Below are 19,705 nucleotides of genomic sequence, written 5' to 3' on the forward strand. Positions count from 1 at the left end.
TAATGCACAATTTCGAGAAATTAATTTTTTGGCAAAAATCAATTTCATTAGCAAAACAAATTTACGTACACTGTAAAGACGTTAATTCTGATGAAAAATTTGGATTAATTTCTCAAATCAAAAGATGTGCAGTTTCTATCCCATCAAATATTGCCGAAGGTTCTGGCAGGAACAGCAACAAAGAATTCAATCACTTTTTGGGAATTGCTTTAGGTTCAGCATTTGAATTACAGACACAATTAATATTAGTAAAAGAATTAAATCTCCTTTCAGAAACGATTACCGAACAGCTTCTGAAAGAATTATCTGGAATTCAAAAAATGATATACACTTTTAAAAATAATCTAATAAAGTCTTGAATCCTGATTCTTGACTCTAAAATCTAAATAAAAATGAAAAACAAACTTATAGCACCATCGCTTTTGTCCGCAGACTTTGGAAATCTGCAACGGGATATCGATATGCTAAACAATTCCCAGGCAGATTGGCTTCATGTAGATGTGATGGATGGGCGTTTTGTCCCAAATATCTCTTTCGGGTTTCCAGTGATGAAAACAGTTCAGCAACACGCCAAAAAATTCGTGGATGTTCATTTGATGATTTTGGAGCCGGAAAAGTATGTGGAAGAATTCATAGATCATGGAGCAGACTTGGTTTCCGTGCATATCGAAGCTTGCACGCATCTTCACAGAACCATCCATTTGATTCAGAGCAAAGGTGCAAAAGCAGGCGTGGTTCTCAATCCCGCAACGCCAGTTTTGATGTTAGAAGATATTATTGCAGACGTAGATTTGGTTTTATTGATGAGTGTGAATCCGGGATTCGGCGGTCAAAAATTTATCCCGAATACCTATAAAAAAATCAGCGAAACCAAAGATTTGATTTTGAGCAACAATTCTACCGCATTAATCCAAATTGACGGCGGTGTGAATCTCGACAATGCATCCAAACTTTTCGAAGCTGGCGCAGACGTTTTGGTGGCTGGAAACGCCGTTTTCTCTTCAGAAAATCCTGAGAAGACGATTGAATTATTGAAGATTTAGGAGCTTAATCCCGCTGTCCACTATATCTTTTTTGTCTTAGACATTTTGTCATCGAAAGAAAATTTTCAGCAAAGACAAAAAAGGATGCCGTTCCCATCGGGGCTATTTAGAAATTATCACCAAAAAATAGGCTATCAGTTTTGATAGCCTATTTTATATTTGATTTTTCAGAAGAAATTAGAAAATCTCTCTCCCTGAAAAATGAAATTGAGCCTCGATAAGAGCATTCTCGTCAGAGTCAGAACCGTGAACAGCATTTTCTCCGATGCTTCTTGCGAAAAGTTTTCTGATAGTTCCTTCAGCAGCTTCAGCAGGATTTGTAGCACCAATTGTAGTTCTGAAATCTTCTACCGCATTATCTTTCTCAAGAACCGCAGCTACAATAGGTCCAGAAGACATAAAATCAACTAGTTCTCCATAGAAAGGTCTTTCAGCGTGTACCTCGTAGAATTTTTTTGCATCAGCAACAGTAAGTTGCGTCAATTTTAAAGCTTTGATTTTAAAACCAGCCTCGCTGATCTTTCCAAGAATCGCTCCAATGTGTCCATCCGCTACTGCATCTGGCTTGATCATGGTAAAAGTGATTTTTCCTGACATTTTTTAATTTATTTTTTTAAGAGTTGCAAATTTACAATATTTTTTACTTATTTTTGCAAACGGAAATTCTTTTTCAAAGAGTCGTTTTTTCTGGCACAGTATTTGTTACTTTAATTTCGATTCTCATGTTTAATTTGAGTTTTCATGGTTATTAGTTTTTACCCCAACTTCGGTTGGGGTTTTTTGTTTTTAAAAATTATATGGCGTAAAAAACCGCCAAACAAATAATTTGTTTGGCGGTTTTTATTATAATTGATTTAAATCAATTTGATATTTATCACGCTTTCGATCAGCGAATTGCAGCAGCCCGGCTTGAGCGGAAATCCTTTTTTGCTTCTACTCGATTTCTATTTATCTGAAATCTTCTGCAAAAAAGATTGGGAGCGGAAGACGGAAAAAGCTGCCCAAACCCTAACGAAAGGTTCGACCAAGTCAAATATTAGTCACCTTGATCTACAAATGCCAATTCATCTGGATTTTTCACTGGATATTTTTCTGTAAAACATCCGAAACAATGATTTGGCGAACCTAAAATATTAATCAGATTGTCGACACTTAGAAATTCTAAACTGTCAACATCCAGATATTTTCTCAATTCTTCTTTGTTCATATTGGCAGAAATTAAGTCATCCTTTGTCGGAGTATCAATTCCTAAAAAACAAGGCGCAATGATTGGAGGAGAAACACTTCTAAAGTGGATTTCCTTCACACCTGCATTTTTCAGAATCTTAACCAGACGCTTGGAAGTAGTTCCACGAACGATAGAATCATCGATGATCACCACTCTTTTATCCTTCATCTCAGAAACGATCGGATTGAGTTTCAGATTTACAAAATGTTCTCTCATCTCCTGAGACGGAATAATAAACGAACGCCCAATGTAACGATTCTTGATTAAAACGGGTCTAAAAGGAATACCTGAAGCCTTGGAAAACCCGATCGCAGCGGGAACTCCAGAATCTGGAACTCCAATCACGATGTCTGCATCTACAGGCGCTTGTTCCCAGATTTTCATTCCAGATTTCTCACGAACTTCGTGAACATTGATTCCTTCCAATGTAGAATCTGGTCTTGCAAAATAAATATATTCGAAAGCACAGATCTTGTTGACACAATCATCCTTAACCAAATAAGACTGCAAACCTTCTTCATTATCGCTTGTATAAACAATTTCACCAGGCAAAATATCACGCACATATTGCGCTCCTACTCCATCCAGTGCACAACTTTCCGAAGCTACAACAAAGGTATTTTCATCAATCGCACCTAAAACCAAAGGTCGAATTCCATTGAAATCTCTGAACGCAAAAAATTTGTTTCTTGTAATCCCAACTACAGAATAAGCACCTTCAATTTTTTCCATCGTTGCTTTTATTGCGCCACGAAGTCCAAGGTCAAGATTTTTTTGAATCAATCTTAAAATTACTTCAGTATCAGAAGTGGCACGGAAAACCACACCTTCTTCTTCTAATTCTTTTCGAAGTTGCTTGGCATTGGTCAGATTTCCATTATGAGCGATTGATAATATGATCTGGTCATATTCGTTCTTTGCAAAAAATGGCTGGAAGTTGTATTTCTTTTTATCTCCCGCAGTCGTATATCTGGTGTGACCAATAACTGTACTTCCCATAAACTGCTCCGGCTCTTCTATCGTTTTGAAAACGTCTAAAACCAGACCTTCATCTTTTACAGAAAGTATTTTCCCGTTATTTCCAACGGCAATTCCGCAAGCTTCCTGACCACGATGCTGCAAAGCAAAAAGTCCGAACTGGGAAAGCGAAAATGTATCTTGGGTTTCTATAGAATGTAATCCGAAAACGCCACATTCTTCCTCCATTTTGTCGAAAGGATAATGTTCATCCTTTTCTTCTCTGGAAAGATGTTTGGTGTCTTCGAATTCCTGATAGCGATTTTGAAATGCGTATTTCGGTAACGTGCTATATTTTTGAAATTCTAAATCCATTTTTATTTGATCTCGGATTTTATTTTTCTAAAGCTGTTTGTAATCTATTGTAAATCTCGACATAAGCCTCCGTGATTTCGCCCAAATCTCTTCGGAATCTGTCTTTGTCAAGCTTCTTCATTGTATCCTTGTCCCAAAGTCTGCAAGTGTCGGGAGAAATCTCGTCTGCCAAAACAATTTTGCCGTCGGAAGTTTTCCCCAATTCGATTTTGAAATCGACAAGAATCACATTGGCCTTATCAAATAAAGCAATCAATAATTGATTGATCTTATCTGTTAGGGCATACATCTCATTCAGTTCTTCATAAGTTGCTGCGCCAAGAAAAACAGCGTGATGGTCATTGATCAGTGGATCTCCCAATTCGTCTTTTTTGTAACAAAGGTCAAAGATAGTTACCGGAGATTTTAAACCTTCTTCTACGCCTAATCTCTGAGCCATACTTCCAGCAACGTAATTACGAACGACCATTTCCAACGGAATGATATCCACTTTTTTCACCAACTGCTCTCTGTCATCCAATTTTGAGATGAAGTGCGTTGGAATTCCATTTTCGATAAGATAACCAAATATTAGTGTAGAAATCGCATTGTTCAGTTCGCCCTTTCTATCGAACTGTCCGCGCTTTTGTGCGTTGAAAGCCGTAGCATCATCTTTGTAACGTACAACGACTTCGTCAGGTTTATCGGTAGCGAAAACCTGTTTAGCTTTACCTTCATAAAGCATTTCTTTCTTTTGACTCATAATTACTTTCATTTTTTTAAACGGAATTTGCCACGAAGCAATTTCCATTTAAACTTTTTTACTATTAGATTTATGCACAAATTTACGAATTTTATATTTCTTTTTTATAAAATTATAAATTCAGTAATAATTATTGATTAACACACACTTGTTAGGTATTGATATTGATAAAACCAAAGCATTAAATTTAATTTATGACACAAACTTTTGGCGAAAAAGTGATTGACTTCAATCTTAATTTAAAATATTCCGGCTTGCTTCCAGATGGATTCCGAGTTTTGAATCCTTATTTGGATAATCCCGAAACTTTGGATGTGATGCAACAATTTTATCACAAATATTATAATGATTCGGAAATAAGGAAATTCATCATCGGAATCAATCCAAGCAGACACGGCGCTGGAGTGACTGGAGTTCCTTTTACAGACACGAAACGGCTGAGAGACATCTGCGGAATCGAGATGAAATCAGCCTACACTCACGAGATTTCTTCAGTCTTTATATATGACATGATTGAAGCATTTGGAGGTGCGGAACTTTTTTACCAAAATTTTTATATCAACTCTCCTTTCCCTTTGGCAATCATTAGAAAAACAAAAAAAAACAAATGGATCAATGCGAACTATTATGATGACAAAACTCTCTTCGAAATGGTAAAGGATTTTATGATTGATTCTCTGAAAAAACATATCAGTTTAGGAATCGATACTTCGAAGGTTTTTGTTTTGGGAAAGAAAAATGCAGATTTTATTCAGAAATTGAATCATGAAGCAAAATTGTTTGACGAGTTGAAAATATTGGAACATCCAAGATTTATACAACAATACAAATCGAAAGAGAAGCAACTGTATATTGACAAATATATTCTTACCCTTAACAATTTTGACAAATAAAAAAGCATTTCAGAGTTGAAATGCTTTTATAAATTATTCTCAATGAATTTACTTCTTAATAAACTTGACTGATTTTCCATCGATATTCAGAATATAAGCGTTCGGAAGAAAAGACTGAACATCAATCGATTTTTGATTAACGAAAGGATTATTGATTTCCTTTATAAGTTTACCGGAAAGGTCATAAATCTTCGCCGATTTTGCTTTACTGATTTCTCCATTCACATTAAGCTGGCTGACAACCGGATTTGGATAAATGCTGAAATTTATATTTTTATTTACAATATCACTTACAGCTAAAACGCCTAAACCCTGGCAATAATCTGACGAATAACTTGTCCATTCGTTGATATCAAAAGTAGCTGTTGGATTGGTAATTTCTGACTTTCTGTAAAGCGATTTGTTGGCATTGGAATTATCTTGACCTTTGATACCAATCGCATCAATAGTTCCTGACTTATAAGATAGATCCACATAATTACTTCCCGAAAAAGTCAGAGAAGGCGCAGCAGTTACAAATTTAGCACTCGAATTATTGAAACAACTAAAGTTCGCATTTGGATTGATGACAACAAAACTTTGGTTATTTTCTATCTCACCTTCCAATTCAAATGGCTCTCCAAAATAATAAGCCGTTCCTTTATATTGTATATATAATTTGTAACCTTGAAGATTTATCTTGTGACCAGTTCTATTGGCAATTTCAAACGCTTTATTATTACTCGTTCCTTCCAGATATTTTACAATTTGCAAATCTTTCGCAAAAACATCATTTGCCAAAGTTGTAACACTCATTGTATTACTCTGCGAACTTTCCAGATAAGCATTATCATAAGCTTTTACGGTAAAATTATAAGTTGTATCTGGCGTCAAATGGTCGATTGAAACCGTAGTTGCCTTAGATTTAGCGACTAAAACTCCATCTTGATAAATATTATAACCCAAAACATCATTTTCCGGACTTGCTTGCCAGTTTAGGTTGATGAAATAAGCAGAATTTCTTTCCAAAGAAAGTTGAGATGGTGCAGAAGGCGCAACATTATCAGATGTCTGATTCCAAATCAAACCAACCCATTCCGGATGGTCGATGAATGGATTTCTATTTTTTTGAATATTGAAAACCGAGTTATTTCTATCAATTTCTCTCTGAGAAACCGGGTCTAATTGATGCCAATTCAATAACATCGCAACGTACCAATTTTCGTAAGCTTTCTCTTCCGTTCCGTCCAAAGGATTTTGGTCTTTTGTCGGGTCAGCCGCATTCGTAGTGAAATTGAAGCTTCCTAATTTCCCCTCATATCTCACAGCATAATAAAGTAAACTTCTCGCAATATCACCTTTGAACTCGTCAATCGGTTCAAAAACCCTTCCTGTATAAGTTGCATTCGGTGTTCCGTTAGAAGCTTGTTTTGAGCCGTTTGTAAAACTATAATAAACTGTAGAACCAGCTTTTCCATAAGGATAATTACTCCTCAACTGATTGATTCTCGCATCTGTAGGAACTACAAAAAACAAATCAGAATACATTGGGTAAGCACTATTGAAGGAACTTTGCGGCATCATATGCTCACGATTCCAGCCAAGACCTTCCGCATTTGCACTTCCTATAATATTGCTAAGCGTGTAATGATAAGCCGTAGTTCCTGTGGGATTATTGGAATAAATATCTAATAAATAAGTCGAATTACTTGCATCATAGTCATAGTATTTATCGATATCAGTCTGTCCGTAAAGCGTTTTCAAATCATCGTAATGATAATTATAAGTCTTGGTCGAAATGATATCGTGAAGTTTGCTCTTCAAAGCATAACCGGAAAGATTCTCTGTCCCAGAATAATAACCTTCCGGAGCTTGTGCGGATAGAATAGCAGGAAAAGCAATGATTGCGAATATGTATTTTTTCAGCATATCGATATTTTTAAATAGCGGGTCATAAAAATATCATTTTTTCATAATATATGGCCTATTATTTTAAAATTGATTGTTAATAATTATTTACATTGATTGACTCAACAAAAAATCCTCTTCGAAAAGAGGATTTAAATATTTTATATAATTGGAAATTTATTCACCAACAATAATATTATGAAGGGTCACTTTTAAACTTTCTAATTGTTCTTTTTTCGCATCTAATTTATCAAATGTATCTTTTAATAAAGGATTTTCGCGAGTTGGAGAATTGAAGAAAGCCAAATTATTTTCCAATTGTACCACTTCTGATTCCAAATCAGCAATTTGATTTTTTATTTTTCTGGCTTTGTCAGTCAATTGATTTTCAGTAAGATTCTCTTCTTTCAAATCAAACTCATTGATTTTATTGAGTTTCAGTTTCTCTCTCAGTGTTTTGTTGAATTCTGTATTGATAGACAATTTATCTTTAGGAACTTTCCCAATCGCATTCCAAGAGTTCTTAATAGTTTCAATTTTTTCTACAGCTCCTTCTTCATTATTCAAGGCTTTCAACTCTTCAAGAAGCGCTTTTTTGTTCTTATAATTTTCCTTCCAGTTATCGCCTGTAGCGTTATTTTTATCTCTGTAATTTTTGAAAAAGGTGTTGCAAGCATCACGGAAATCATCCCAAACTTTGTTCGCCTGACTTCTAGGAACGTGACCAATTTTCTTCCAGTCTTCCTGAAGTTTTTTGAAAAGCGGAACCACGATGTCCCAATCTTCCGAATTCATATTGTCCTGAGCAGTTTTTATCAAACCTAATTTCTCTTCAAGATTATGAACCTGAGAACCTTTCAAATTCTTATAAAAATCATTTTTAGCGGTGTTGAAATCTCTCAAAACTTGCTTAAAGTCCGTCCAATTTTGATTAGACAACTTTTTAGGAACTGGTCCTAATTTCAAAAATTCTGCACGCAATTCTTCTACTCTTTTTATGGCTTGTTGCCAGAAAGAATGATTAATATTTTGAGGAGCTGAAAGTGTTTTCAATTCTTCAATCACCCTATTTTTCTTATCAAGATTTTCCTGTTGTTCAGATTCCAAAACTGCGATCAATTCAGATTTTCTCTCGTGGATCTTATTGGAGATTTCTTTGAACTCTTCCCAAGTTTTCTCACGGAACTCCTCTGCAACCGGTTCAGCTTCTTCTTTCCAAAGCTTGTGTAGATATTGCAATTCATTCAACGCTTTTTGAACCACTTTTTCGTCCAGCAATTCTTTCGCTCTTGAGATGATATGTTGTCTTTTTTCAAGATTATGAGCAAATTCCTGCTCAAGATATTCCTTATTCAAATCCAACATCTCATTGAACATTTTCAAATGATGGAAATAATTATTATTAAGATTTTTGAATTCAGATTTTGCAACCTGACCGGCATTTCCCCAAGCTTCCTTCACTTCTCTTATCGCTTTGAAAAGATTAGTTCCCGGTTCAGAAGTGGTATAAAGATTTTTCAATCTTTCGATAATTGTCAATCTTTCTTCAAGGTTTTTCTGATGTTCAGCTTCCTGAGATTTATGGAATTTGTCTTGCTTTTCTCTATAAATATTGATCAGCGCAGACAATTTGGAAGATTCTGGATGATGATTGTCAAAATGTTCTTCAGGATTGCCTTGTTCCACAAAATCGTGTTTTTTATCTTCGAGTTCGTCGGCGATCTTGTGATTCGCCTGCTCTCTCAAAGCATTGAATTGTTTAGAGAACCGATGTGCATCATCTTTGTTTACGATAGATTCCATCTCGGCCAAAGTTTCTTTCAAAGATAGATTTGAAAAATTTTCTTCAGTAACTTCGATTTCCTGATGTTCATTGGCTGGAGTTTCTAATTCTGAATTTTGTTCTACCGATTCTTCTTTTACTGATTGATTTTCAGTAGAATTGATTTCAGAATTAAGATTTTCGTTCTCAGGATTTTCGTTTTCAATACTCATAACAAAGCAAATTAATTGACAATAACAACTTTTAAATGCACTAAATTAACTGCTTTTGCAGAAAGCACCAAATATAAATTCCAATTTTCTCAAAAAAACATTAAATATTCACTAACAATTTCATCAAAAATTTAAAAATCAACAATTACTTGACAAAGGCTTTTTGATGTCGTATCTTTGCACCTCGCAAAAAATTAATATCAGGCATTGCCTGTCCTAAAATAAAATCCGTAAATTTTATGAAAACATCTGATTTCAATTTCGATTTGCCAGAAGAACTATTGGCAGAACACCCCACAGAAAACCGTGACGAAGCAAGACTAATGGTTCTTGACAGAAAAACTGAGACTATCGAGCACCGTCTTTTCAAAGATGTCATCGAGTATTTCGACGAGAAAGACCTTTTCATCTTCAATAATACCAAAGTTTTTCCTGCAAGATTATTCGGGAACAAAGAAAAAACCGGAGCTAAAATCGAAGTTTTCTTGTTGAGAGAACTTGATGCTGAAACTCGTGTTTGGGATGTTTTGGTTGACCCAGCCAGAAAAATCAGAATCGGTAACAAATTATTCTTCACAGAAGACGAATCTTTGGTTGCTGAAGTTATTGATAACACGACTTCCAGAGGTAGAACATTGAGATTCTTGTTTGATGGTTCTTACGAAGAATTTCGTGCAAAATTGACAGAACTTGGAGAAACTCCACTTCCGAAATACATCAAAAGAGACGTTGAGCCAGAAGATGCAGAAAGATATCAAACAATCTATGCTAAAGTAGAAGGTGCTGTTGCTGCTCCAACTGCAGGCCTTCACTTCTCAAAACATTTGATGAAAAGATTGGAAATCAAAGGAATCGATTTTGCAGAAATCACACTTCACGTTGGTTTGGGAACTTTTAATCCAATTGAAGTTGAAGATCTGTCTAAGCACAAAATGGAATCTGAAGAAGCAATTATCGATGAGAAAAATGCAGAAATCATCAACAGAGCCGTACAGGAAGGACGCAGAGTTTGCGCCGTTGGAACAACTACGATGAGAGCTTTGGAAACTTCTGTTTCTTCTAACAAAAAGATTTCGGCTTACAGAGGTTGGACTAACAAGTTCATCTACCCGCCTCACGATTTTGGTGTTGCTAATGCAATGATCACCAATTTCCACACGCCTAAATCTACTCTAATTATGATGATTGCAGCTTTTGCTAACAAAGATTTCATAATGAGAGCTTACGAGGAAGCTATCAAAGAAAAATATAAATTCTATTCTTACGGAGACGCAATGTTGATTCTTTAAGATCTGAATTTTTTAAAAAATAGAATGCACAACTTTTACGGTTGTGCATTTTTTTATGTCTTATATTTTATCTAATTTCATCCTATGAAAGCACTTTCTTTTTTAGCATTATTATCCATCACATTTTCCTGTTCACAAACTCAGGAAAATTTTTCCACAATCAGTTCTTTACCGAAAAAAATAAAAGAAGCTTCGGCTTGTGAAATATCGAAAGCTTCGCCGTTGATCTGGACTATTGAGGACAATCATAATCATAATGTTCTTTTTGGGTTTAATGAAAAAGGAGAATTAATCAAGAAAATTACTATTTCTAATGTCGAAAATAACGATTGGGAAGATCTGACTTCGGATGATGACGGCAATATTTATATCGGTGATTTTGGCAATAATGATAATGAACGACAAAACCTGGCCATTTATAAGATCAACGCTTCGGATTTGAATAAAGATGAAGCGAAAGCCGAATCTATTGTCCAGTTTTATTATCCCGAACAAACCGATTTTCCGCCAAAGAAAAAAGACCGCATTTTTGATGTAGAGTCATTTTTTATTCATAACAACAAATTTTATCTTTTCACAAAAAACAGAAGTTCTAAGTTTGATGGGACAACGGTTCTTTATGAAGTTGACAACAATTCAACGCAAAAATTACCTGCTAAAAAAACAGGAAGCTTTGTCACTTGTGAACAATTTAATCATTGCGCAGTTACAAGTGCAGACATCAGCCCGAATAAAGATAAAGTTGCGATTTTAAGTTCCGACAAAGTCTGGATTTTCACCAATTGGAAAGGCAATAATTTCTTCTCCGGAAATGTTGAAAAGATTGAACTGAACCATCATACTCAGAAAGAAGGTCTTTGTTTCAAGGATGAAAACACCATTCTAATGACTGACGAAGGTGACAAAAAAATTACAGGAAATCTTTATCAATTGAAGTTAAAATAATTTAGTTTCATTTGGATAAAATTCTTCTTGTAAACGAATAAAGCAACATATCCGTAAGAACTTCCTACCTTTTTCTGTAGTCATTTTTCAACAAACCTTCAAACTCGAAATTACAGAATTCCGCAACTTTTTTGCTGGCGATATTGTCTGGTGCGATTTTCATAAAGATTCGAACCATATCTTTTTCATTCATACAGAAATAACGAAATGCTTCCAAAGCTTCATAAGAATATTTGTTACCAGAAAAATCATTGAAAATAAAATAGGCCAACTCACCTTTCGGAACCGACCAATCGATTTCTCTGATAGAAAGATGTCCAATCAATTCATCCGATTCTTTGAGAAAAATCCCGAAATAAAAACCTTCATTCTTTTGGCAACTTTCAATCTTCTTTTGGAAATATAATTTTGCTTCTTGCAAAGTTTTGGTGGCACTCAGAGTTTTGGAAAAGTAATCTTCCAAGTAAGTTTTATTGTTTTGAAATTTAGTATAAAATTCTTCTACAAAATCTAATGAATAGGGTTTCAGAATAAGACGTTTGGTTTCTATCATCTTACTATTTTAAAAAGTTCCGCCAATTCCAATCACCAATCTTCCTCCGTCAGAAGAATTGAAATAAGAAGCATTGAGAGAAATTGCATCAACCGCATTCAACCAAAATCCACCACCGTAAGAGTTGTGCCATTTGTTGGAACTTTCGTTCGGATTCCAAACTCTTCCTAAATCAAATCCACCAAAAAATCCATAACTCAAAGGTAAGATCGAGTTCTTGATCTTCCCGATTTCATACTTCAAATCCGTAGTTTGAAATAAAGAATTCTTACCATAAAAACGATTGAACCGGAAACCTCTCAAATCATTATTCCCGCCCAAAGTTGACATCTGATAAAATTCGTAACCGTTTCCTAAAAGCCATTTCGCTTTCACATAAGAGGACCAAACCAATCTCTTATTTGTTGTTAAATAATGTAAAAATCCAAGTCCAGTTTCGAGCGAAGTATAGTTTCTGTCGGTATTTTCAAGATTCATATTGTAAACTGCTCTTACATCGAATTTCATTCCCAGTTTCGGATTGGCTTTGTTGTCATAATTTTCATAATTAAAAGAAACATCCGCTCCACCAAATTGCTTTGAATGGAAAACATCCTCGTTCACTACATTTGGCAAAGAAATATAACGGTCAGCAGTTCTATCGATTTTTAGAACTTCATATTTCAGTTTTGCTGAGAATGTTGACGCATTTTTATTCCAATTAATAGATGGAGAAAACACAAATTCTTTCGCTCTCACATTGGTAAATCGGTTTCCAAACTCTTCATTCAAATTGACTGTTTCGTTCCCTATTCCGTAGAAATTTCTGATGTAATGCGAACTTGTAACTCTCGCATCCAAACCATAAAACCAACCGCCTGTCAGTTGCGGAAAAATCATTTGATAAGAAAATTCATAACCTTTGGTTCCTGTAAAATAATTGGCTTTTAACTGATGTTTTTGAGAAAAAGGATTTTGCACAAAATTGTTCACAATATAAGTTCCGACAACGCCAAAAGAAAGTGCGTCATCCGGGTTGAAACCAAGATTTGGCATTACCAATGTACTGTTATATTTTGGCTTTTTGTAATTATATTGATTAACGTCATAATCGTCGGTTAAGATCACATTAGCGTTTCCTTTATTTTCAAAGTTATTTTTTTTGCTTTTGTAATCGTAGATTCTCAAGTTCTTAGCATTAGAAACGGTATATTTATCTTCATCCAAACCTCCTAATAATCTAACTTTGATGCTCGATTTTGATTTTCCATCCACAATAAATTCATCATCATCAGAAAGCGCATAAATCCAGATCTCTTTGGTTTCTTTTCCAGAATAGATCTTGGAAGATTCCAACTCTTCACCTGATTTTTTCAAACGATAGATTTTGACTTCGGTCTCGTTGTTTGGTAATCTTGTGACAACAATTTTATCCTTTTTATCTGTTCCGGTCAGCATCACTTTTCTTTCCAAAAATTTAAAATATTCTGAAGCATATTTTTTCAAATCGCCTTTACGAACCAACAATTTTTGAATCAGATCTTCTGAAACTTTATCCTGAGTTTCTTTTGGAAGGTTTTCAAATGCTTTTCTGATGTCATTCTCAGTTAAATTGTTTTGAATAAAATCCGCAACTTCCAGCCAATCTTTCTCACTAGAATTTTTTGTAAAAGCCAGATCCAAAGGATAAGGTTCACGATTGAACCACTTCACATCTTTGATTTTTTCATCAAATCCCTGCATATGTCTCAAATCCGGAATCCTCATTAATAAAGACAAAATCAATCCATCATATTTAGAAAATGCCTGGTCTCTGTCTTTCGGAATCGGGCTGTAAATCACGTCTCCGTTTTCCTTTTTCGCTTCAAATTTCCATTGGTCGTGATGTCTGTCCCAATCGCCAATCAGCATATCGAACAAACGTGCTTTAATCCAAGATTTTTCATCTATTTTATACTTTTCGTCCTTGGCAAGATTCAGGATGACCTCGTCTGTTCCGATAACTTTATTTGGGTTTTCATCGGTTTCCATTGGTCGGTCTTCGAGATAATATAACTCGTCGCCAAAAGTCTCATTGAAGTTTTTCAAAGTCTTCTGTTTCGGAATGTAAAAAAGTTCTGGTGTTGTATGACGAATTCCCAATTTATCTGACATTTCACCGATTGCCAAAGGTGTGTAAGGATGAGAAGTTGTATAAAAATCCAGTAGAAATTTATCCGCATAACTCCCGTCAAAATCATCTACAACGTATTGATTTTTAAAAGCAACAGCCTGCAAAAATCTAACACCACTTTTTTTAAGTGCTCTGATGACATATTCATTTCCGGTTTTGGTTTCCAAACGAAGCGATTTGGTTTGATGTCCACCTCCTGCTCTATCGGTTTTCACTCCACCAAAAAGCGTGTCCAAAGCCAGATTTTTCACATTGATCTTTTTAGAATAATAATCTCTGTAATGTTTTCCCCAAAGAAATTCGTAGAGTTTACTTTTCTTCGTCATTGATGAATCATAGATTGAAGCTTTCGTATATTCCGAGAAGTTTTTCGGATAATCTTTGGAAGTTTTTCCCTCTGTCCCAAGAACCGTTTTTCGGAACAACAATTCTGATTTTTGCGGATTAAGATTATAAAAACTCACTTCCGCATTTCCGGATTTTGAAATTTTCAGTTCAGCATAACCATTCTTTCCGAATGAAAAATCATTTTCTTTAACTGCTTTTGCAGATTCGGTTTTAGAACCTGCACCACTGATAATTTGTCTGATGTCACCTTGCTCGATATATTGCAGATTATGGTCGTGGCCGGAAACTACAATTACATTTTTTCGCCCGCCAATCAAAGTTTTGAGTCTATCTGACAAATTTTTATAATTCTGATTGCTGTTATCCTGATGTGTGATTCCGCCGGTAGCTCTTGTCAAATTAATAAGTGAACCTAAAACCGGCAAAGGAACTTTATTTTCTAAAGGGAAAATCTGCTTTTCCCAAGAATAATATCCGCCGTGAGAACCTTGTGTAATCAAAGGATGATGTGTTGCAACGACGATTGTTTTGTTTTGATTTTTATTAAGCTGGTCTTCGAACTCTGTGTAAAAATCTTCTCGGGTTTTGATGTCACATTTTTCATTGATATTCGGATTTTTGTTCCAGTCTGCTAAAACCCATTCTGTATCAATTAAAATCAACGTCAGCTTTTTGTTGATTTTTCTGGTTTCAATTGGACAACCATTTCTTGGAGCAAAAGTATTTTTGTCTCCGAATTTTTCTGTGACATAATCTTCTTCACGCTTCAGACCTTTGATTCCGTTGTTGTACCAATCGTGATTTCCTGGAATAAAAATCGTTTTTCCTTTGAATTGATTGGACAATGAGATTTGATTATCCATTTTTTTCTCAGCCAAACTCCGGTTTTTATCATCTTTTTTCGGCATTCCTGCTGGATAGATATTGTCGCCAAGAAAAATAAGCGTACTATTCTCAGAAGCCTTGGACAGTGAATCTTTCAAAATATTCATATTATGGAAAGCTTCATCTTTGTCAAGATTTCCAGCATCACCAAGCAAATAAAATGTATGAATAATGCTGTCTTTTATGGTTGAATTCTTTTCAAATTTTTTGGCATTATTTCCATAATCAGCTTGTTGAACTGCGCAGGAAATCGTAGTTAATGAAATTAGAAAGAAATAATAGATGTTCTTCATTTTTATATGTCGGCACTTCGCGCCTTTATTAGATTCTTTATGGGTTTTCTACCGATATTTTGGTGCTTCGAACCTCGATTTTTAGGCAAGACAATAAAACTTAAACAAAGTCAGTTTAATGTTTTTAAATAAATATTGATAAAATTACTGAAACTCTAACAATATTTAACAAAATTAAAAATTTAAAAGCCATTATACTTTCTTAAATTTGTTTTAAATTGACTTTATGGATATTTTGAAAATCTCGGAAGATTACGCAAGAAATTTGCTCAAAGATAAATTATCTTCTGTTTATACTTATCATAACCTTGACCATACCATTCAAGTTGTGGATAAAATAAAAATTCTTGCAAAAGAAGAAAACATCGAGCCGGAAGATACAGAAAATCTGATTTTGGCAGGCTGGTTTCACGATTTGGGTTATGTTGACGATGCAGACAATCACGAGGAAGAAAGTCAAAAAATAGCTTCTGATTTTTTAAGACAACATCAGTTTCCCGAAGAAAGAATTGCGAAAATCGGTGAATTGATCTTGGCAACTGACAAATTCTACAAACCAAAAAATCATCTGGAAGAAGTCATAAAAGATGCGGATCTTTATCATTTGGCTTCGGATGATTATTTCAGGATCTGCGAAAATCTGAGACAAGAGATCAAAGAGGTCCATCATCAGAAATTCAGCAAGCAGCAATGGTCTGAGCTTAATATTGTTTTCTTTTCGAAACATCAGTTCTACACCAAATTCGCCAAGGAAAACTGGCAACCGATAAAGGAAAAAAATGTGGATAGAATTCTTTCCAACATTCAAAATCTGAAAGAAGAAAAAAAGAAAAAAGCTTCTGAAGATAATGACAAAGCACTTCTGAACAAGAAAAAACTGGAAAAACTGGAATCGCCGGAGCGTGGTATAGAAACGATGTTCCGTGTGACGCTGAACAACCATACAAAATTGAGTCAAATCGCTGACAGCAAAGCCAATATTTTACTTTCGGTAAATGCGATCATTATTTCGGTAGCGTTATCGACTTTGATCCCAAAACTGGATGCGCCGAGCAATTCGCATTTGATCATCCCCACTTTCATCATGATAATGTCGAGTGTTGCCTGTATTATTCTGGCAATAATGTCGACAAGACCAAAAGTTTCCAGCGGAACGTTTACCAGAAAGGAAATTGAGGAGAAAAAAGTGAATCTTCTCTTCTTCGGCAACTTTTACAAAATGCCTCTGGAAGAATACCTTTGGGCCATGAAGGAAATGATGGCTGACCGACAATATCTCTACGATACCATGATAAAAGACCTCTATTATCTTGGAATTGTTCTGAACAGAAAATATAAATTACTACGATTGACCTACACGGTTTTCACTATTGGGATCATTGCTTCTGTAGTAGCTTTTGTGATTGCTTTCAGAAGTGTGACAATATAAGATCACTCAGAGCCAAAAGACACAAGTCCCTCATTGATAGCATATTTCATAAGTCCTACAATCGATTTTGTCTTGGTTTTGATGAATATATTCCTTCGATGGGCTTCGACAGTTCGTTCGCTAATGAATAGCTTTTCTCCGATCTGCTCATTACTGTATTCCCTTGCAATAAGTTTCAGAACCTCAAGTTCTCTTGCGGAAAGAAGAGGTTTTGTTTCTTCTTTATGATCCATGAACTCATCTGGGCTCATCAGATTGTCCATAATAATATTTTGCGCACTCGGACTGAGATATTTTCCGTCTCTGTAAACGATTTTCAGAGCATCTACAACTTCGTGCATATTTGTTCTTTTCAGAACATAGCCAGATGCGCCGGCTTTTATCATTTTGGAAATAATGGAGATATCATCGTGCATTGTAAGTGCGACCACCTTTATCTTGGGATATAGTTCCTTTACTTTTTTTGTGATTTCTATTCCCGAAGAATCCGGCATATTGACATCCATCAAGATGACATCAATGTTATTAGTTTCCAGGAAAGTCACTGTTTCCTGCATCGAAGTGGCACCCGCTACAAAGGAGATACTTTCCTCATCTTCCAGAAGAGACCTAAGACCTTCTATCATCAGTTGATGGTCATCCACAATTAAAACCCTTATTTTTTCGCTCAACATATTTTTATTCGATTGGGATTAGAATACTTATGATCGTCCCTCTATTCAATTTAGAATCAATATCGATCGTGCCGTTCAGATTTTCTATCCAAGATTTGATATGTGACAATCCAAAGCTGGATTTATCCCTCAACGATTCTGTATCAAAACCCTTTCCATTATCTTCTGCCATCAAAGTGATCTGATGATTGTCCTGCGCTACCTGGATGAAAAGCTCAGAAGCCTCTGCGTGTTTTATTGTATTATTCACGATTTCCTGCAATGTACGGTAAAGTACATTTTCTATCAGGTCATCTAATTTATGATTAAGTCCAAAGGTATCAAAACTCATTTTCAGTTTATTACTTTGATTGACCCTGTCCGAGATGTTTTTCAAAGCACCTTTCAGTCCTTGCTCCGAGAGAAGTGATGGTGCAAGATTGTGGGAAATGTTACGGACTTCATCAAAGGCATCATTAATACTTTCCATCAAGGAATTCAGGAGTTCATTCTTTTTTTCATCGGAAATATCTTTTCGTTTTTGAAGGACGCTTGCATTGAGCCCTGCAAGAGAAAGCAGATAACCCAAGCTATCGTGCAATTCCCGTCCAATCCTTTTTCTTTCCTGGACCTCTGCTTCCAGAGCAGCATTGGATTTTTTCTTCGTCAACTCGATAATTGTTTTCTGGAGTTTGACCTTTTGCTTGTTTTGATGATTTCTGTATAAAAGATATAAACCGCCGAAGATCATTAAGAACATTAGAGACAGAAAAAACAACCAAATATTTTTGTTACTGATTGCCAATTCCTTTTTTTCCAGTTCCAGTTGCTGCATTTTGTTGAGCTGATTGAGATAATCGACCTCTACATCATAGATCTGGTTGACAACCGTATTATTATTAAGCTCTTCTTTGATTTTGACGTGGTTTTGATATTCTTTCAGGCTGGCTTGGAAATCCCCTTTCTTTTCATAGATGCTGGAAAGAAGCTGATGCGCATCGGCCTTCAGTGACTGGCTTTTTTTATCAATGGAAACCCGCATCACATCATTAGCATAGCGTAAAGCCTCTTCTATTCTATTCTGTCCAAGCAAAACTCTGGATATCCCAACTTTTGAAACCGCAAGCAAATTGATCAAATTTGCCTTTTCTGCAATATGAATACTTTTGGAATAGGTTTCATACGCTTTATCCAGATTATTCTCCGTAAGAAACATGTTCCCCATGATCTGGTAAGACACACAAGTGCCGTAGATATTCTTCGTCCTTCCCGAAAGATAAATGGAACGATTCAGATTTTCCAAACCCAGCTTCATTTTCTTTTTGGAAAAATTACAGATGGCGATATTATTAAGAATAGTCGAGGCCAGAATTGTGTCTTTATTGGAATTGCTTGCATTGAGCGCTTTTTGAAAATAGTTCAATGCTTTTTCCTGATTATTCAGATTGAGATAGGTAAGCCCGATATTATTAAGAGTTCCCGTTTTTTTCTGTTGATTACCAGCCAGATCATAGTTCTCCAGGGCTTTTATAAAATAGATATAGGCAGAACGGTAATTTCCAAATTCGTTATAAATAGTTCCCAAGTTGTTGTTCAGATTGGCAATCTCGTAGTAAAAATCAATCTTCTCTGCCAAATCCAGCGATTGTTTATAATACTTTATCGCTTCGGAATAATTGGTCTCAAAAGCATATGAAGAGCCAATGTACTTTAGACAGATAACTTTTGATCTTTCATCTTTGGGAGAAATCGACTGTAAGATCTTGTTGGATTTTTCACGGGCAAGCGATGGATTCTCATAAACCAATTTGTGGATTTCTTCAAATTGTTTTTTGAACGGTTCCGAGAGATTCTGCTCATTCTTTTTATCCGAAGAATGACATGACACCATGAAGACAACCAATAAAAAAGCTATGATTTGAAAGAAAAGAAAATATCTTTTATTCTGCTGTTTTTTATATATTTTGATTCGATTCATTTTATGTCAGTTCCAAAAAAGCCATACAAATATGAGGTTTAATCCTGGAATTAATTCCAT

Annotated in this window: 15 protein-coding genes; 6 read left to right on the forward strand and 9 right to left on the reverse strand. The window is 35.3% G+C overall.

Annotated features, from left to right (window positions below; all coding sequences use genetic code 11):
- Positions 1–2: 2 nt before the first annotated feature.
- Together RTX21_RS12025 and rpe are read left to right on the forward strand one after the other, a co-directional pair.
- Entirely contained in the window at positions 3–359 is a 357-nt protein-coding gene (locus tag RTX21_RS12025) for a four helix bundle protein (RefSeq protein ID WP_312767979.1), read from the forward strand.
- A 33-nt stretch (positions 360–392) separates the two neighbouring features.
- Positions 393–1,043: a ribulose-phosphate 3-epimerase gene (gene rpe / locus RTX21_RS12030; RefSeq protein ID WP_312767981.1), complete on the forward strand. Its 651-nt coding sequence runs from the start codon at positions 393–395 to the stop codon at positions 1,041–1,043.
- Between the two features lie 177 nt (positions 1,044–1,220).
- Here the strand turns inward: rpe and RTX21_RS12035 are convergent, their stop codons facing one another.
- From RTX21_RS12035 to purC, 3 genes are all read right to left on the reverse strand, one after another.
- The gene (locus RTX21_RS12035) at positions 1,221–1,640 is read right to left on the reverse strand and encodes a nucleoside-diphosphate kinase (RefSeq protein ID WP_312767983.1); all 420 of its coding nucleotides are present in this window, start codon (positions 1,638–1,640) and stop codon (positions 1,221–1,223) included.
- A gap of 439 nt (positions 1,641–2,079) precedes the next feature.
- Positions 2,080–3,603, reverse strand: coding sequence for an amidophosphoribosyltransferase (gene purF / locus RTX21_RS12040; RefSeq protein WP_312767984.1), 1,524 nt, complete (start codon positions 3,601–3,603; stop codon positions 2,080–2,082).
- A 19-nt stretch (positions 3,604–3,622) separates the two neighbouring features.
- Entirely contained in the window at positions 3,623–4,345 is a 723-nt protein-coding gene (gene purC / locus RTX21_RS12045; protein ID WP_312768480.1) for a phosphoribosylaminoimidazolesuccinocarboxamide synthase, read from the reverse strand.
- A 194-nt stretch (positions 4,346–4,539) separates the two neighbouring features.
- Here purC and RTX21_RS12050 point away from each other — a divergent pair, with 194 nt between their 5' ends.
- Positions 4,540–5,238: an SMUG2 DNA glycosylase family protein gene (locus RTX21_RS12050; protein WP_312767985.1), complete on the forward strand. Its 699-nt coding sequence runs from the start codon at positions 4,540–4,542 to the stop codon at positions 5,236–5,238.
- Between the two features lie 48 nt (positions 5,239–5,286).
- Here RTX21_RS12050 and RTX21_RS12055 read toward each other — a convergent pair whose 3' ends face one another.
- Positions 5,287–7,146: an endonuclease gene (locus RTX21_RS12055; protein WP_312767987.1), complete on the reverse strand. Its 1,860-nt coding sequence runs from the start codon at positions 7,144–7,146 to the stop codon at positions 5,287–5,289.
- Between the two features lie 156 nt (positions 7,147–7,302).
- Positions 7,303–9,120 carry a DUF349 domain-containing protein gene (locus tag RTX21_RS12060; RefSeq protein ID WP_312767989.1) on the reverse strand — a complete coding sequence of 606 codons (1,818 nt, stop codon included), beginning with the start codon at positions 9,118–9,120 and terminating at the stop codon, positions 7,303–7,305.
- A 239-nt stretch (positions 9,121–9,359) separates the two neighbouring features.
- Here RTX21_RS12060 and queA point away from each other — a divergent pair, with 239 nt between their 5' ends.
- Both queA and RTX21_RS12070 read left to right on the forward strand, forming a co-directional pair.
- Complete coding sequence (gene queA / locus RTX21_RS12065; RefSeq protein ID WP_312767990.1) at positions 9,360–10,409, forward strand: tRNA preQ1(34) S-adenosylmethionine ribosyltransferase-isomerase QueA; 1,050 nt, start codon at positions 9,360–9,362, stop codon at positions 10,407–10,409.
- A gap of 84 nt (positions 10,410–10,493) precedes the next feature.
- Positions 10,494–11,354 carry a hypothetical protein gene (locus RTX21_RS12070; protein WP_312767992.1) on the forward strand — a complete coding sequence of 287 codons (861 nt, stop codon included), beginning with the start codon at positions 10,494–10,496 and terminating at the stop codon, positions 11,352–11,354.
- Between the two features lie 64 nt (positions 11,355–11,418).
- On the opposite strand, the gene RTX21_RS12075 is transcribed toward RTX21_RS12070, so the two are convergent.
- Both RTX21_RS12075 and RTX21_RS12080 read right to left on the reverse strand, forming a co-directional pair.
- Positions 11,419–11,907, reverse strand: coding sequence for a GNAT family N-acetyltransferase (locus RTX21_RS12075; RefSeq protein ID WP_312767994.1), 489 nt, complete (start codon positions 11,905–11,907; stop codon positions 11,419–11,421).
- A 9-nt stretch (positions 11,908–11,916) separates the two neighbouring features.
- On the reverse strand, positions 11,917–15,585 hold the full coding sequence (locus tag RTX21_RS12080) for a metallophosphoesterase (RefSeq protein WP_312767996.1): 3,669 nt from the start codon (positions 15,583–15,585) through the stop codon (positions 11,917–11,919).
- A gap of 226 nt (positions 15,586–15,811) precedes the next feature.
- Between RTX21_RS12080 and RTX21_RS12085 the strand changes: the two genes are divergently transcribed.
- The gene (locus tag RTX21_RS12085) at positions 15,812–17,014 is read left to right on the forward strand and encodes a Pycsar system effector family protein (RefSeq protein ID WP_312767998.1); all 1,203 of its coding nucleotides are present in this window, start codon (positions 15,812–15,814) and stop codon (positions 17,012–17,014) included.
- Between the two features lie 2 nt (positions 17,015–17,016).
- On the opposite strand, the gene RTX21_RS12090 is transcribed toward RTX21_RS12085, so the two are convergent.
- Positions 17,017–17,688 carry a response regulator transcription factor gene (locus RTX21_RS12090; protein ID WP_312768000.1) on the reverse strand — a complete coding sequence of 224 codons (672 nt, stop codon included), beginning with the start codon at positions 17,686–17,688 and terminating at the stop codon, positions 17,017–17,019.
- Positions 17,689–17,692: 4 nt separating this feature from the next.
- Positions 17,693–19,645, reverse strand: a complete 1,953-nt coding sequence (locus RTX21_RS12095) for a tetratricopeptide repeat protein (RefSeq protein ID WP_312768002.1) — start codon at positions 19,643–19,645, stop codon at positions 17,693–17,695.
- Between the last annotated feature and the right edge of the window lie 60 nt (positions 19,646–19,705).

This window comes from Epilithonimonas sp., assembly GCF_032054305.1.
Classification (GTDB): domain Bacteria; phylum Bacteroidota; class Bacteroidia; order Flavobacteriales; family Weeksellaceae; genus Epilithonimonas.